This window comes from Mesorhizobium sp. B2-6-2, from assembly GCF_006440615.1.
In the GTDB taxonomy this organism is placed as follows: domain Bacteria; phylum Pseudomonadota; class Alphaproteobacteria; order Rhizobiales; family Rhizobiaceae; genus Mesorhizobium.
Genome location: NZ_VFUG01000006.1, coordinates 141,014 through 155,912 on the forward strand (window position 1 = coordinate 141,014; position 14,899 = coordinate 155,912).

Below are 14,899 nucleotides of genomic sequence, written 5' to 3' on the forward strand. Positions count from 1 at the left end.
AAGGTATCGGTTAGACCTCAAACTCTGGTGCCGCCCACCGTCATCTGGTTCATCCGCAGATGCGGCTGGCCGACGCCGACAGGCACGCCCTGTCCGGCCTTGCCGCACATGCCGATGCCGCTGTCGAGCTTCATGTCGTTGCCGATCATGCTGACGCGGTGCATGGCGTCAGGGCCGTTGCCGATCAGCATCGCGCCCTTGATCGGCTGCGTCACCTTGCCGTTCTCGATCATATAGGCTTCGGTGCAGCCGAACACGAACTTGCCCGACGTGATGTCGACCTGCCCGCCGCCGAAGGAAACGGCGTAGATGCCGTTCTTGACCGAGGCGATGATCTCTTCCGGCTCCATGTCGCCCGAGGTCATATAGGTGTTGGTCATGCGCGGCATCGGCTGGTGCGCATAGCCCTCGCGGCGGCCGTTGCCGGTCGCCTTCATGCCCATCAGCCGGGCGTTCTGGCGGTCCTGCATATAGCCGACGAGTTTGCCGTCTTCGATCAGCACGTTGCGCGCCGAGGGCGTCCCTTCGTCGTCGACGGTCAGCGAGCCGCGCCGCTCGGGGATGGTGCCGTCATCGACCACGGTGACACCCTTCGCCGCCACCTGTTGGCCCATCAGGCCGGCGAAGGCCGATGTCTTCTTGCGGTTGAAGTCGCCTTCGAGCCCATGCCCGACCGCCTCGTGCAGCATCACGCCCGGCCAGCCGCTGGACAGCACGATGTCGAACGTGCCCGCCGGCGCAGGGACGGCCTCGAGATTAACCAGCGCCTGCCGCAGCGCCTCACTGGCCGCATGCTTCCAGCTTTCCTCGCCGACGAATTCGCCAAAGCTCTTGCGGCCACCCATGCCGTAGGAGCCGCTCTCCTGCCGGTCGCCGCTGCCGACAACGACCGAGACGTTGATGCGGACCAGCGGGCGGATGTCGCGCACGATCTGGCCGTCGCCGCGCACGATCTCGACATGCTGCCACGAGGCGGCAAGCGACGCCGTCACCTGGCGCACGCGCGGATCCTTCGCGCGCAGCCAGCCGTCGATCTCCTGCAACAGCTTGGCCTTGGCCTCGAAGGACGGCGAGGGGATAGGGTTCTCGTCGCCATAGAGATGGCGGTTGGTGCGGGCGGGCGCTCCGGCCAATGTGCCGGAATAGCCGCCCTTGACAGCCGAGACGGCGTCGGCCGCGCGCAGCAGCGAGGCTTCGGAGAGATCGCTGGAATGCGCATAGCCGCTCGCTTCGCCGGCCACGGCACGCAGGCCGAACCCCTGGTCGGTGTTGAAATTGGCCGTCTTCAGCCGGCCATTGTCGAACATCAGCGCTTCGCTCTCGCTGTATTCGAGGAACAGCTCGCCGTCGTCGGCGCCCTTGATGGTCTCGGTGACGATCTCCTTGACGCGATCGTCGGAAATGTCGAATTGGCCGATCAGGCTGTTCATGGCAAATCCATTCATGGAAACAAATCGTTCCTCGGCATGTAGGCGCGAAGCTGCCGTCGCACAATCGCCAACTGGGTCAAGCCGACGATTGCGCCGCCGTCACTTGCCGCTGACGAAGTCCTTGATGTTGCCGGCCATCGCGTTCCAATTGGAAAACTGCTCCTCGAGATTGGCCCTGGTGATGCCGCCGGCAAAGCTGACATCCATCCTGAAATTCGAGCCGTCGCCCGAATAGGCCTTCACCCAGCGGTATTTTGCGTTCCAGGCGTTGGCTTGGTCAGCGGTAAGCGGGTCGGCGTAGCCGGTCGCGAATTGCAGCGACTTGCAGTTCTCGTGGTCTTCGCAGCCATAGAAATAGATCAGGTATTTAACGCCGTCGATCCGCCCCGAAATCATCGGATCGCCGTTGTCGTCCTTGCCCATCCTGGCGGAACCGAAGCCCTTGGCGATATCGAGAACCGCCGCCGGATCGGGCCTCTGGAGGATTTCGGCATCCTCTGCCCGGGCGACCGAAACCGCACTGGTCAGCGCCAGCCCAGCGATGCAAGCGGACAACGACGTGCGCATGGAGCCTCCTGCCGCCAAATCCGCATTCGCCATCCGACCTCAGCGTCGGAAATGGCCGCGGTGCATGGGCAAGAAGATCAAGGTAGGGCGGCGAAGCCGTCCGCAAAGCCCTTGAGATCGACGGGAATGCCGATGCCTTCCTCGGGCGTCTGGAAGACGATGAAGGTGGCCGACGTGCCGCTCTTCAGCGTGTCGAGCAGCGGCTTTTCAAGGATCACCTCGGCGTAGCAGCCGTCCTGGAAGCAGCGCACGAAATAGGCGCGGCCGATATCCTTGCCGTCGACGTTGAGACCAAGGCCGTTGGGGAGCAGCACGCCGAGCGGCGCCAGCACGCGCAGGATCTCGGCTTTGTTGTCGGCGGTGCGCAGCACCACGACCGAAAGGCCCATTTCAGGGCGGTCCTCGGCGACGACGTTCTGCATCATCACGCATTGCTCTGAGGTGGCACCTGCAGGCGTATCGCAGATGATCGACCACGCGCCATGCGTCGACTTCACCGTGCCGCTCGGCGGCTTGGCGTCGTTAGGCGAGGCGGGGGCGCCGACGGCTACGCCGACACCGAGCAAGGCGACGGCAAGGACGACCTTCGCCAGGGTTCTCGAAAGCCAGGAAGTCATAACGGCTCCATTGCGAATCACGGCACTTTAAGCCGCGCCGGGGCCAAGTAAAGGACGAGACCTCCGCCGGTCCGCCCCGATACCGGCAATTGCATGCTTTTCCAAAGCAAATTCGCCCGAATTGCGACCGTCGCGCATATAGCATGGCGGGCGCCGAACGCGGCCTTCGGCCTGCGCGCAAAAATGCCGCACGGTTTCCTCCGCTCCTTTCTTGCGGAGGGAAATAGAGTATGGTTTGAACCACCCTCGGGACAGACCCGGGATTCCCGATCCTGGCAGCGTCCGTTATTGGTGCGACCAGATCGCGGGAAATGGGAGACGAGAGGGCGATGAGGAAATTCCTGGCAAGCGCTGAATTCTTGGCAGGTGCGGCCGCTTCGGCCGTGCTCTTCTCCAGTGCGGCGGCCCGTGCCGACCAGCCGCGGGAATGGGAGATGACCTTCCAGGCGCCCGCGACCGACATGATGCGGCAGATCGAGCGGTTCGGGAACTACACCATGTGGTTCATCGTCCCGATCACCATCCTCGTGCTGGTGCTTCTGCTGGTCTGCATCGTCAGGTTCCGCGCCAGCGCCAATCCGGTGCCGTCCAGGACCAGCCACAACACGCTGATCGAGGTGATCTGGACGGTCGGGCCGGTGATCGTGCTCCTGCTCATCGCCATTCCTTCCTTCCAGCTGCTCACCGCGCAGTACACGCCGCCGGAAGAAGCCAAGCTCACCGTCAAGGCGACTGGCAACCAGTGGAACTGGGATTACGAGTACCAGGTCGACAAGACCTTCTCCTTCAACTCGGCGGTTCTCCAGGATGGCGACCGCGCCAAGGCCGGCAAGGAAGACCGCGCCCGCTATCCGCGCCTTCTGGCGGTCGACAACGAGCTGGTCGTGCCGGTCAACACCATGACGCGCGTGCTGATCACCGCCACCGACGTCATCCATTCCTTCGCCGTGCCGTCCTTCGGCATCAAGATGGACGCCGTTCCCGGCCGCACCAACGAGACCTGGTTCAAGGCGGAGAAGGAAGGCCTCTACTACGGCCAGTGCTCGCAGCTCTGCGGCAAGGACCATGCCTTCATGCCGATCGCCGTGCGCGTGGTGTCCGATGCGCAGTTCAAGACCTGGCTGGATACGGCCAAGTCCGACGTGCCTGCCGCCAACAAGGCGCTGATGGCCGAGATCGATGGTACCAACAAGGTAGCGGCCGCCGGCAACTGATGCCGCGGGTTAGCAAGATTTAGGGAACGGAGCGGAACATGGCAGAGGCTGCAGCTCACGATCACGGCGACCACAGGCCACATGGCTGGGTCCGGTGGGTCTACTCGACCAACCACAAGGACATCGGCACGCTCTACCTGATCTTCGCGATCATGGCCGGCATCGTCGGCGGCGCGCTCTCGGTCGCCATCCGCATGGAGCTGCAGGAGCCGGGCATCCAGATCTTCAGCGGCTTGGCCCAGATGGTCTACGGCATGCAGGGCGACGCCGCCATCGACGGCGGCAAGAGCATGTACAACGCCTTCGGCGCCGCGCACGGCCTGATCATGATCTTCTTCATGGTCATGCCGGCGCTCATCGGCGGCTTCGCCAACTGGATGGTGCCGATCATGATCGGCGCGCCGGATATGGCCTTCCCGCGCATGAACAACATCTCGTTCTGGCTGCTGCCGCCGGCCTTCATCCTGCTGCTCTCCTCGATGTTTGTGCCGAGCGCGCCGGGCGCCTTCGGCGTCGGCGGCGGCTGGACCATCTATCCGCCGCTCTCGACGTCCGGGCAGCCCGGCCCGGCGATGGATCTCGCGATCCTGTCGATCCATATCGCCGGCGCGTCGTCGATCCTCGGCGCCATCAATTTCATCACCACCATCTTCAACATGCGCGCTCCCGGCATGACGCTGCACAAGATGCCGCTGTTTGCCTGGGCGGTGCTGATCACCGCCTTCCTGCTGCTTCTGTCGCTGCCGGTCCTGGCGGGCGCCATCACCATGCTGCTCACCGACCGCAATTTCGGCACCGCTTTCTTCGTGCCGGACCAGGGCGGTGACCCGATCCTCTTCCAGCACCTGTTCTGGTTCTTCGGCCATCCCGAAGTGTACATCCTGATCCTGCCGGGCTTCGGCATCGTCAGCCATATCGTCTCGACCTTCTCGAAGAAGCCCGTCTTCGGTTATCTCGGCATGGCCTACGCCATGGTCGCGATCGGCGCCGTCGGCTTCATCGTCTGGGCGCACCACATGTACACGACCGGCCTGTCGCTCGACACGCAGCGTTACTTCGTGTTCGCCACCATGGTCATCGCGGTGCCGACCGGCGTGAAGATCTTCTCCTGGATCGCCACCATGTGGGGCGGTTCGATCTCCTTCAAGCCGCCGATGCTGTGGGCGCTGGGCTTCATCTTCCTGTTCACCATCGGTGGCGTCACCGGCGTTCAGCTGGCCAATGCCGGCCTCGACCGCTCGCTGCACGACACTTATTTCGTCATCGCCCACTTCCACTATGTGCTGTCGCTGGGCGCGGTGTTCGCGATCTTCGCCGGCTGGTACTACTGGTTCCCGAAGATGACCGGCTACATGTACTCGCCGGTTATCGCCAACACCCACTTCTGGGTCACCTTCGTCGGCGTGAACCTGATCTTCTTCCCGCAGCACTTCCTCGGCCTGGCCGGCATGCCGCGCCGTACCGTCGACTATCCGGACGCGTTCGCGGGCTGGAACATGGTGTCGTCCTACGGCTCCTACATCGCAGCCGTCGGTGTCGCGATCTTCCTCTACGGCGTGTTCGAGGCCTTCCAGAAGAAGCGTGTCGCCGGCGCCAACCCGTGGGGCGAGGGTGCCACCACGCTCGAATGGCAGCTGCCTTCGCCGCCGCCGTTCCACCAGTGGGAACAGCTGCCGAAGATCAAGTAGGCGGCGTCACAACGCATACGCGGCCGCCGGCTCGTCCGGCGGTCTTTGCCAACGGAATGATGGACTTTAAGTACGCATGGCGCTTGCCGAGGACAGATTGATGGAGGAAGCGGGCTTTCGCATGTCGGAAGCGACAGCAGGCGATTTCTTCGCCCTGTTGAAGCCGCGCGTCATGTCGTTGGTCGTCTTCACGGCCTTTGTCGGCATGATCGCGGCACCCGCCACCATCAATCCGCTCATGGCGGTGATCGCCATCCTGGCGATCGCCATCGGCGCCGGTGCCTCCGGCGCGCTCAACATGTGGTACGACGCCGACATCGACGCGGTGATGACCAGGACCGCCGGCCGCCCGGTGCCGTCCGGCCGCGTCACGCCAGGCGAAGCGCTGAGCTTCGGCCTGGTGCTGTCGGTATTGTCCGTGATGACGCTCGGCGTGCTAATCAACTGGTTGTCGGCGTCGCTTCTGGCCTTCACCATCTTCTTTTACGCCGTCGTCTACACCATGTGGCTGAAGCGCTGGACGCCGCAGAACATCGTCATCGGCGGCGCCGCCGGCGCCATCCCGCCGGTGATCGGCTGGGCCGCCGTGACCGGCTCGGTCAGCCTCGAAAGCGTGATCCTGTTCCTGATCATCTTCCTGTGGACGCCGCCGCATTTCTGGGCGCTGGCTCTCTTCAAGTCCGACGATTATGCCCGCGCCGGCATCCCGATGATGCCGAACGTCGCCGGCCAGGCCTCGACCCGCCGGCAGATCTTTGCCTATGCGCTGATCCTGGCGCCGGTCGGGGTGCTGCCCTGGGCGCTCGGCTACACAACGGCCGGCTATGGCGTCGTCTCGGCGGCCCTCGGCGCGGGGTTCGTCTGGTATGCCTGGAAAGTGCTTGCCATGGCCGACGATGATCGCGCGATGAAGCCGGCCAAGGCCCTGTTCGGCTATTCGCTGCTCTATCTCTTCGCTATTTTTGCCGCCTATCTCGTCGACTGCGTGGTCGGGCGCGTCCTCATGATGGGGGGAGCATGATCGTGGCCGACAAGAAACTCGAACTGGTCACGCTGACCGAACGCCAGCAGAAGGCGCGCCGCAACCGCTCCATCGCCATCGGTCTCGCGCTGGCAGCGCTGGTCGTCGTCTTCTATGCTGCCACCATCGTGCGCTTCGGTCACAGCGGGGCCAGCATCACCGGCTCCGGCCTGCTGGGAGGCGGCTGATGGGCGGCGAGGCCAGCAGCAAGCCCCGCAAGGTGAACAACGGCATCGTCGCCGCCGTCTGCCTCGCCTTCTTCACCGGCATGGTCGGCATGGCCTATGCGGCGGTGCCGCTCTACAAGATGTTCTGCCAGGTCACCGGCTATGGCGGGACCACGCAGCGCGCCGAGAAACAATATGCCGGACGCGTGCTCGACCGCGACATAACCATCCGCTTCGATGCCAACACCAACGGCATTCCATGGCAGTTCGAGCCTGTCGCCCGCTCGGTGACGATCAAGATCGGCGCGACGGCGCAGGCGCATTACAGCGCCACCAACAAGTTCGACCGCACCATCACCGGCCGCGCCTCGTTCAACGTGCAGCCGGAAATGGCTGGCGCTTATTTCAACAAGGTGGAGTGCTTCTGCTTCACCGACACGACGCTGAAGCCCGGCGAGACGCTGGACATGCCGGTCGTGTTCTATGTCGATCCAGACATCGTCAACGTGCCGGAACTCAAGGACTTGAAGACCATCACCCTGTCCTACACGATGTTCCCGGTCGAAAACAAAAAGCCGGTCGCCTCGTCGGCGCCGGCCGCTGGCAGCAGCAACAAAGTTCCAGATTCCGACGCAAGCCTCGGGGGTTGATATGGCAGACGCGCACGCAAAACCACAACACGACTACCATCTCGTCAACCCCAGCCCGTGGCCTTTCCTGGGTTCGATCGGCGCGCTGGTCACCGCAATCGGCGGCGTCTGCCTGATGCAGTATCTGAAGGCCGGCAACTTCCCGGTCTTCGGCCACAACATCGCCAATCCGTGGCTGTTCTTCATCGGCATGATCATCGTGCTCTACACGATGTTCGCCTGGTGGTCCGACACCATCAAGGAAGCGCATGAGGGTCATCACACGCGCGTCGTGTCGCTGCATCTGCGCTACGGCATGATCATGTTCATCGCCTCGGAGGTGATGTTCTTCGTCGCCTGGTTCTGGGCCTTCTTCGACGCAAGTCTCTTCCCCGGCGAGGCGAACCAGTATGCCCGCACCGCCTTCACCGGCGGTGTGTGGCCGCCGAAGGGGCTTGAAGTCCTCGATCCCTTCCACTTGCCGCTCTACAACACCATCATCCTGCTTCTGTCGGGCACGACGGTGACCTGGGCGCACCACGCGCTTCTGCATGGCGACCGCAAGGGCCTGATCAACGGCCTGGTGCTGACCGTCGGCCTCGGCATGCTGTTCACCATGGTGCAGGCCTACGAGTACATGCACGCTCCGTTCGGCTTCAGGGATTCGATCTACGGCGCCACCTTCTTCATGGCGACCGGCTTCCACGGCTTCCATGTCATCATCGGCACCATCTTCCTGCTGGTCTGCCTCGTGCGCGCGATGCGCGGCGACTTCACGCCGAAGCAGCATTTCGGCTTCGAGGCGGCCGCCTGGTACTGGCACTTCGTCGACGTGGTCTGGCTGTTCCTGTTCAGCGCGATCTATGTCTGGGCCTCGAACGGCGCCATGATCGAAGGCCATTAAACCGACGGGTTTGGGAGTCCCAAGGGCGGCTGCGGCGACGTGGCCGCCTTATTCTTTGGGGCGAAAAGGTCTAGGGTGAGAAGATGAGCGAAGACAAGGCGATCTGGCCACCCATCGATCCGATCTCGGCCGGCCTGCATGGCCGCTGTCCGCGCTGCGGCGAAGGCAAGCTGTTCTCGGGGTTCCTTACCATCGGCAAGCGCTGCTACAATTGCGGGCTCGACTACTCCTTCGCCGATGCGGGCGACGGGCCGGCCGTGTTCGTCATCCTGATCATCGGCTTCGTCGTCGTCGGTCTCGCATTGTGGATGGAGGTGACGTTCAGCCCGCCGCTCTGGCTGCACTTCATGTTGTGGATACCGCTCGCCCTGGTGCTGTGCCTGACGGCGCTACGCCTGATCAAGGGTGTGCTGATCACCTTGCAGTATTCGAAAAAGGCCTCGGAGGGCAGGCTGGATTCCAACGAATGAGCGAGACGACCGGTTTGGTTGCCGGCCCTTCGCGGCCGCGCACGGCGTTGCTGCTTGGCCTCGGCCTTGTCCTGTTCGTGATCCTGATCGGGCTCGGCACCTGGCAGGTCCAGCGCCTGCACTGGAAGGAAGGCCTGCTCGCAACCATCGACAAGCGCACCCATTCCGCACCGCTGGCGCTGGCGGACGTGGAGAAGGAATTCGCCGCTTCCCACGATGTCGACTACACGCCCGTGACGGTGACAGGCACTTTCCTGCACCAGGGCGAGCGGCACTTCTTTTCCACTTGGCAAGGCGACAGCGGTTTCAACGTCTACACGCCCCTGGAGCTCGAGGACGGCCGCTTCGTGCTCGTCAACCGCGGCTTCGTTCCCTATGACCTCAAGGATCCCTCCAAGCGCCGGCAGGGCGAAATTGCCGGCAAGGTGACGGTGACCGGGCTCGCCCGCAATCCGCTGCCCGCGAAGCCGTCGATGATGCTTCCCGACAATGACGTCGCCAAGAACATCTTCTATTGGAAGGACCGCGACGTCATGGCAGCGACCGCCGGTTTGCCTGCCGGTTTCGTGCTGGTGCCGTTCTTCGTCGATGCCGACAAGACGCCGAATCCCGGCGGCCTGCCGGTCGGCGGCGTCACCATCATCGACCTGCCGAACAACCACCTGCAATATGCCGTCACCTGGTACGGGCTGGCCGCGGCTCTCGCGGCCGTGCTGATCCTAAGGTTGCGCCGCCCGGCGCAGGAGCAGTGAGCGCCGTCGCTCTTGACAGGGCAGGGGTGCGCACCTCATTTCGCCTAATCAAACAGATAGAGCATGATGTCGTCCGAAAACCGCTTCACACTTTTCGGCATCATGTTCTTGGTTCCGACTGAATCGGCCTTGCATTCATGACCCAGAAAAAGCCACCGCTGACGATCAGACTCTGCCAGCCACGCGGCTTCTGCGCCGGTGTCGACCGCGCCATCCAGATCGTCGTGCTGGCGCTGAAGAAATACGGCGCGCCGGTCTATGTCCGCCACGAGATCGTGCACAACCGCTACGTCGTCGAAGGGCTGCAGAGCCTCGGCGCCGTCTTCATCGAGGAACTGTCCGAGATTCCGCCGGAGCATCGCCAGTCGCCCGTGGTCTTTTCCGCGCATGGCGTGCCGAAATCGGTGCCGGCGGACGCCCAGGCGCGCAATCTCTTCTACCTCGACGCCACGTGCCCGCTCGTCTCCAAGGTGCACAAGCAGGCGATGCGCCACCAGCGGCTCGGTCGCCATGTGCTCCTGATCGGCCACGCCGGCCACCCGGAGGTGATCGGCACGATGGGCCAATTGCCGGAAGGCGCGGTGACGCTGATCGAGACCGAGGCTGACGCCGCGCGCTTCGTGCCCGTCGACGCTTCGGCGCTGGGCTTCGTCACCCAGACGACCTTGTCGGTCGAGGACACCGCGGGCATCATTCGCGCGCTGCAAGAGCGGTTTCCCGAACTGCATGCGGCCGCGGCCGAATCGATCTGCTACGCCACTACCAACCGCCAGGAAGCGGTGAAGGAGACGGCGGCTGGCGCCGATCTTTTCCTCATCGTCGGCGCTCCCAATTCGTCCAATTCGCGTCGCCTTGTCGAAGTGGCGGAGCGCGCCGGCGCGACGATGTCGCTTCTCGTGCAGCGCGCCGCTGAAATTCCGTGGGATGAGATCGCCGGGATCAGGACGCTCGGCCTGTCGGCTGGCGCCTCGGCGCCGGAAATCATCGTCGACGAGATCATCGACGCGTTCCGGCAACGCTTCGATGTCACCATCGATCTGGCCGTCACGGCCACGGAAACGGAGGATTTTCCGGTGATGCGGGTGTTGCGCGATGTCGAACTGACGGCGGCCGACATGGCCTTCGTCAACGGAGCGGCGTGAAACCGGATGGCCGTCTACACCGACGTCAACGAAGGCGAGCTGACCGCATTCCTCAAGGCCTATCCGGTGGGTGAGTTGCTCTCCTACAAGGGCATCGCCGAAGGCACCGAGAATTCCAATTTCCTGGTCCACGCCTCGACCGGCTCCTACATCCTGACGCTTTACGAGAAGCGCGTCGACAAGGCCGACCTGCCGTTCTTTCTCGGCCTGATGGGCCATCTCGCCAGGAAAGGCATTTCCTGCCCGCTGCCGGTGACCGCGCATGACGGCACCGTCATCGGCACGCTCGCCGGCCGGCCCGCCGTCATCATCACCTTCCTCGAAGGCCTGTCGCTCAGGCGGCCGACCGCCGCGCATTGCGGCGAAGTCGGCAAGGCGCTCGCCGGCCTGCATCTTGCCGGCCAGGATTTTCAGATGCGAAGGCCGAATGCGCTGGCCATCGACGGCTGGCGCAAGCTCTGGGCGGCCTCGCACGAGCGCGCCGACGAGGTCGAGCCCGGCTTGGCAGCTGAGGTCGACGCCGATTTCGCCGATTTCGAGCGCAACTGGCCCACCGGCCTGCCGAAGGGCATCATCCACGCCGATCTGTTCCCGGACAACGTCTTCTTCCTCGGCGAGAAACTGTCGGGGCTGATCGACTTCTATTTCGCCTGCGACGATCTCTACGCCTATGATGTCGCCACCTGTCTCAACGCCTGGTGCTTCGAGAAGGATTTTTCCTTCAACCTGACCAAGGGGACGGCGCTGCTGGCCGGCTACCAGTCGGTGCGCCCGCTTCAGGACGACGAGAAGGCGGCGCTGCCGATGCTGGCGCGCGGCTCGGCGCTGCGCTTCATGCTGACCCGCCTCTATGACTGGCTGACCATTCCGGATGGCGGGCTGGTGATGAAGCGCGATCCGACCGAATATATCCGCCGCATGCGCTTCCACCGCGCCATCAAGTCGCCATCCGAATACGGGCTGTCATGAACAAGCAGATCGAGATCTTCACCGACGGCGCCTGCTCGGGCAATCCCGGGCCGGGCGGCTGGGGCGCAGTGCTGCGCTACAACGGCGTCACCAAGGAGCTGTCCGGCGGCGAGGCCGAGACCACCAACAACCGCATGGAGTTGCTCGCCGCCATCACCGCGCTCAACGCGCTGAAGGAGCCTTGCGCGGTCGACCTCTACACCGACAGCAAATACGTCATGGACGGCATCTCCAAATGGATCCACGGCTGGAAGAAAAACGGCTGGAAGACCGGCGACAGGAAGCCGGTCAAAAATGGCGAGCTCTGGCAGGCGCTCGACGAGGCCAACCGGCGTCACAAGGTCGTCTGGCACTGGGTTAAGGGCCATGCCGGCCACCCGGAGAACGAGCGCGCCGACGAACTGGCCCGGCAGGGCATGGCACCGTTCAAGAAGGGTCCGGTGAAGCCTGTTTTGGCGGCGCAGCCCGCAGCGCAGCCGAAGCGGCCGGCGCTAGCAAAGGCGCGACGCTCGACCCAGAGTTATTAGGTCTGCAGCCAGGCCGGCCGACGGCGGGAGGAGGTCCGATCACAGCATTTGATCGTCTAGCGGATCAGCAGTGCCATTGATTGCAGTCCTGCAAAGGGAGTATTATTTACTACCATAGAGCAAGGATAGCTGCCGATGGCAAACGTGGAAAAAATCAGCGTGGCGGTCACGACGCAGCAGGCGGCCGTCATGCGTGAGGCCGTGGAAACCGGCGAATACGCGACCACGAGCGAAATCGTGCGCGAAGCGGTGCGAGACTGGTTGGCCAAGCGAGAACTGCGCCAAGAGGACTTGCGCCGTCTGCAACAGCTCTGGGACGAGGGCAAGGCGAGCGGGAGACCGGAGCCCTTGGACTTTGACGCCCTCAGAAAGGAAGCTCGGCAGAGGCTCAAGGACGCCGCGCCGAATGGCCGTTAAGGTAGTCTGGTCACCAGCGGCCAGAGCCGATTTAATCGACATCTATGTAACCATCGGCAGCGAAAGCTTGAGGGCCGCCGATCGCTACTACGACTGGATAGAGGACCGGGCGCTGCAGTTGGCGGACTAACCACGCATGGGCGTAAGGCGGCCTGACATTCGGGCCGCGACGCGCATGTTGGTGGCAGCGCCGTTTGTACTGCTCTACGAAACGGTACCGGACGCGGACGACGGCCCGGTAGAGTTGGTCGAGATCGTTCGCGTCGTGGACGGGCGCCGGGACCTGAACCGTCTGTTCTGATTCAGCTCATCTGCCGGTGCCGGAATCGTCAGCGGATCAGCAGCGCCGTCGAGAACATGCCGAGCGCGAACACCGTGTGCGCAACGAGATTGAGCGCGCGCACCTTCATCGGATTGGGAAGCTTGGACGCCGCCCAGCCGGCGCCCATGCCCGGCGCCAGGAGGAACCAGCCGGCCCCGACCGTGACGATGCCGAGAATGAAGGCCGGCAGGAATGTCGGCGCCGCCAGCCAGCCTGCGCCGGCGAGCACGACAAGGATCACGCCGTAGAGAATGCCGACGAGGTAGTGGAATGCCCAGCCGAGCGCCTTTTCATGCGCATAGGGCGCCGCCTTGCCGATATCGTCGTGAAAGACCCTCTCCGGCAGATGCCGCACCCAGCGTCCGACCATGCCCCAGTTGGGCAATGGCTGGCCGATTGCCTTGTTGAGGACGATCGCCCAGATATCCATGAACACCGTGGCGCCGATGCCGATCGCCACTGCGCGCCAGATGGTGTCGAGCATCAGAGCATGATCCTGAACCGAAGGTCAGCGAACGCAAAAAGTGGGAACCGGTTTTCGGACAAGATCATGTGGTCAACGAAACTGATCCTGATCTAGAGCTGCTCGAGGATTTTCGCCGCGCCACTCTCGTCGACGCCTGGCTTGGTCTCGACATTGAGCGCCGCCACCTTGCAGTCGTCAACGATCATTGAGAAGCGCTTCGAGCGCAGGCCCATGCCGGTAGCGGAAAGATCGTTGTCGAGTCCCACCGACTTGGCGAAATCGCCGCTGCCGTCGGCGAGATAGAGGATCTTGCCTTCGCCACCGGTGAACCGCGCCCAGGCGCCCATGACATGCACGTCGTTGACCGAAACGACGGCGATCGTGTCGACGCCGCGGGCCAGGATGGCGTCATGGTTCTCCAGATAGCCAGGCAGGTGGTTGTTGCTGCAGGTCGGCGTGAAGGCGCCGGGAACGCCGAACAGCACGACTTTCTTGCCGGTGAAGATCTCGTCGCCGGTGATCGACTTTGCGCCGTCCGCGGTCATCGTCTTGAAGGTCGCCTCGGGCAGTTTTTCGCCAACCGCAATGGTCATGGGGTGCCTCGCTCGTGGGATGGGAAGGATCGATGCCTTCGATATCGGACTGCGCGGGCTCCGGCAACTCTTCAGAGCAATTCCAGGAAAAGTGTGCAGCGGTTTTCCGTGCGGAATTGCGGCTCGGAAAGACCCTGGATCAAGGGAAAGGCAGCAGGCCGTCCACCGAACCCTCGGCGCTGGTCAGCGTGTAATACAGCCCGCCATCGGTCGGCGCCGCCGACGGCCGGTCGAGGATCGGCACGGTGAAGACGAGCTTGCCATCCTTCTGACTGCGCACCGGCGCGCCGAACATGTAGTCGCGCTCGCCGGCGATGAAGAGATCGACGGATTGCGGATCGCCGGGCGACTGCGCCTGGACGACAAGGGTCTCATGGTTGCTGGACAGCACGCTGATGCCGAAATCGGACCGCGCCGGGGAGGGCAGCGTCGCAAGCGCGGTTTTCACCAGGGCCGCGTCGCTCGCGTTATCGGGATCGGACCCGGGATCGACGCTGAGCCGGGTCTGCACTGGAATGCAGATCGTCTCGCAGATGCCGAGGAAGATGTTGGCATCGATGGTCGCCGGCTGGTCGGGCGAAGACAGCGTGAACGTCACCGGCAGCGACACCGGACGATCGTAGCCGGCCCATTTGCCGTAGCCGTCGTCATGCCGCTGCGGCGGCGGGAACGACAATTGCGCGTCGGCGACATTGGTGCTGCCCGATATGTCGAGTTGCGGCGGCACGCCGGCGTCGCCTGGATCGCGCCAATAGGTCTTCCAGCCGGGCTTCAACGCGATGTCGAGCACGCCGTGGATCTTGCCGGCCTCGTCGGGCTTGCCGGTGGTCACCAGCCGAACCTTGCCGCCTTCACTGTTGTACCAGTTGGAGGAGGAGGCCTCGGCCGGCAGGCTTGTAGCCCACCCGAAAACGACGCCGAGAACCAGTAATTTCATGTATCGCATGCGGTGATTTGACCGTCCGTTCTTGGCCGCGCAATGACTTCATCGCTCTCCCGGTATC

General features: G+C 63.6%; 18 protein-coding genes and 1 pseudogene. 13 read left to right on the forward strand and 6 right to left on the reverse strand.

The window, feature by feature from the left end:
* Positions 1-17: 17 nt before the first annotated feature.
* The 3 genes from tldD to FJ419_RS15130 form a co-directional block, all read right to left on the reverse strand.
* The gene (gene tldD, locus FJ419_RS15120) at positions 18-1,430 is read right to left on the reverse strand and encodes a metalloprotease TldD (RefSeq protein WP_140694276.1); all 1,413 of its coding nucleotides are present in this window, start codon (positions 1,428-1,430) and stop codon (positions 18-20) included.
* Between the two features lie 99 nt (positions 1,431-1,529).
* Positions 1,530-1,997: a YbjN domain-containing protein gene (locus FJ419_RS15125; protein WP_181170704.1), complete on the reverse strand. Its 468-nt coding sequence runs from the start codon at positions 1,995-1,997 to the stop codon at positions 1,530-1,532.
* Between the two features lie 77 nt (positions 1,998-2,074).
* Complete coding sequence (locus FJ419_RS15130) at positions 2,075-2,614, reverse strand: invasion associated locus B family protein (RefSeq protein ID WP_095766761.1); 540 nt, start codon at positions 2,612-2,614, stop codon at positions 2,075-2,077.
* Between the two features lie 329 nt (positions 2,615-2,943).
* Between FJ419_RS15130 and coxB the strand changes: the two genes are divergently transcribed.
* From coxB to FJ419_RS15195, 13 genes and pseudogenes are all read left to right on the forward strand, one after another.
* Positions 2,944-3,828: a cytochrome c oxidase subunit II gene (coxB, locus tag FJ419_RS15135; protein WP_140694317.1), complete on the forward strand. Its 885-nt coding sequence runs from the start codon at positions 2,944-2,946 to the stop codon at positions 3,826-3,828.
* 38 nt (positions 3,829-3,866) lie between these two features.
* The gene (gene ctaD / locus FJ419_RS15140) at positions 3,867-5,516 is read left to right on the forward strand and encodes a cytochrome c oxidase subunit I (RefSeq protein ID WP_140541529.1); all 1,650 of its coding nucleotides are present in this window, start codon (positions 3,867-3,869) and stop codon (positions 5,514-5,516) included.
* 76 nt (positions 5,517-5,592) lie between these two features.
* Complete coding sequence (locus FJ419_RS15145; RefSeq protein WP_140694334.1) at positions 5,593-6,537, forward strand: heme o synthase; 945 nt, start codon at positions 5,593-5,595, stop codon at positions 6,535-6,537.
* Positions 6,534-6,725: a hypothetical protein gene (locus FJ419_RS15150; protein ID WP_140541531.1), complete on the forward strand. Its 192-nt coding sequence runs from the start codon at positions 6,534-6,536 to the stop codon at positions 6,723-6,725. The genes FJ419_RS15145 and FJ419_RS15150 overlap by 4 nt, the downstream gene beginning before the upstream one ends.
* The gene (locus FJ419_RS15155; protein WP_140694348.1) at positions 6,725-7,354 is read left to right on the forward strand and encodes a cytochrome c oxidase assembly protein; all 630 of its coding nucleotides are present in this window, start codon (positions 6,725-6,727) and stop codon (positions 7,352-7,354) included. Before FJ419_RS15150 ends, FJ419_RS15155 begins: the two co-directional genes overlap by 1 nt.
* Before the next feature lies 1 nt (position 7,355).
* A complete protein-coding gene (locus FJ419_RS15160; protein ID WP_140541533.1) occupies positions 7,356-8,237 on the forward strand; it encodes a cytochrome c oxidase subunit 3 in 882 nt (293 codons plus the stop codon).
* Positions 8,238-8,320: 83 nt separating this feature from the next.
* Complete coding sequence (locus FJ419_RS15165) at positions 8,321-8,707, forward strand: DUF983 domain-containing protein (protein WP_140694362.1); 387 nt, start codon at positions 8,321-8,323, stop codon at positions 8,705-8,707.
* The gene (locus FJ419_RS15170) at positions 8,704-9,459 is read left to right on the forward strand and encodes an SURF1 family protein (protein WP_181170705.1); all 756 of its coding nucleotides are present in this window, start codon (positions 8,704-8,706) and stop codon (positions 9,457-9,459) included. The genes FJ419_RS15165 and FJ419_RS15170 overlap by 4 nt, the downstream gene beginning before the upstream one ends.
* 137 nt (positions 9,460-9,596) lie before the next feature.
* The gene (gene ispH, locus FJ419_RS15175) at positions 9,597-10,601 is read left to right on the forward strand and encodes a 4-hydroxy-3-methylbut-2-enyl diphosphate reductase (RefSeq protein ID WP_140541535.1); all 1,005 of its coding nucleotides are present in this window, start codon (positions 9,597-9,599) and stop codon (positions 10,599-10,601) included.
* 6 nt (positions 10,602-10,607) lie between these two features.
* On the forward strand, positions 10,608-11,570 hold the full coding sequence (locus tag FJ419_RS15180; protein ID WP_140694374.1) for a homoserine kinase: 963 nt from the start codon (positions 10,608-10,610) through the stop codon (positions 11,568-11,570).
* On the forward strand, positions 11,567-12,097 hold the full coding sequence (gene rnhA / locus FJ419_RS15185) for a ribonuclease HI (protein WP_140694389.1): 531 nt from the start codon (positions 11,567-11,569) through the stop codon (positions 12,095-12,097). The genes FJ419_RS15180 and rnhA overlap by 4 nt, the downstream gene beginning before the upstream one ends.
* A 135-nt stretch (positions 12,098-12,232) precedes the next feature.
* Positions 12,233-12,514: a type II toxin-antitoxin system ParD family antitoxin gene (locus tag FJ419_RS15190; RefSeq protein ID WP_140694401.1), complete on the forward strand. Its 282-nt coding sequence runs from the start codon at positions 12,233-12,235 to the stop codon at positions 12,512-12,514.
* Positions 12,504-12,815: pseudogene (locus FJ419_RS15195) on the forward strand (type II toxin-antitoxin system RelE/ParE family toxin). The gene FJ419_RS15190 and the pseudogene FJ419_RS15195 overlap by 11 nt, the downstream one beginning before the upstream one ends.
* 28 nt (positions 12,816-12,843) lie before the next feature.
* Here the strand turns inward: FJ419_RS15195 and FJ419_RS15200 are convergent.
* From FJ419_RS15200 to FJ419_RS15210, 3 genes are all read right to left on the reverse strand, one after another.
* Entirely contained in the window at positions 12,844-13,320 is a 477-nt protein-coding gene (locus FJ419_RS15200) for a DUF2938 domain-containing protein (protein WP_140694413.1), read from the reverse strand.
* A 92-nt stretch (positions 13,321-13,412) separates the two neighbouring features.
* The gene (locus FJ419_RS15205; RefSeq protein WP_140694428.1) at positions 13,413-13,895 is read right to left on the reverse strand and encodes a peroxiredoxin; all 483 of its coding nucleotides are present in this window, start codon (positions 13,893-13,895) and stop codon (positions 13,413-13,415) included.
* A 139-nt stretch (positions 13,896-14,034) separates the two neighbouring features.
* Positions 14,035-14,841: a protein-disulfide reductase DsbD domain-containing protein gene (locus FJ419_RS15210; protein WP_140694442.1), complete on the reverse strand. Its 807-nt coding sequence runs from the start codon at positions 14,839-14,841 to the stop codon at positions 14,035-14,037.
* Positions 14,842-14,899 lie beyond the last annotated feature (58 nt).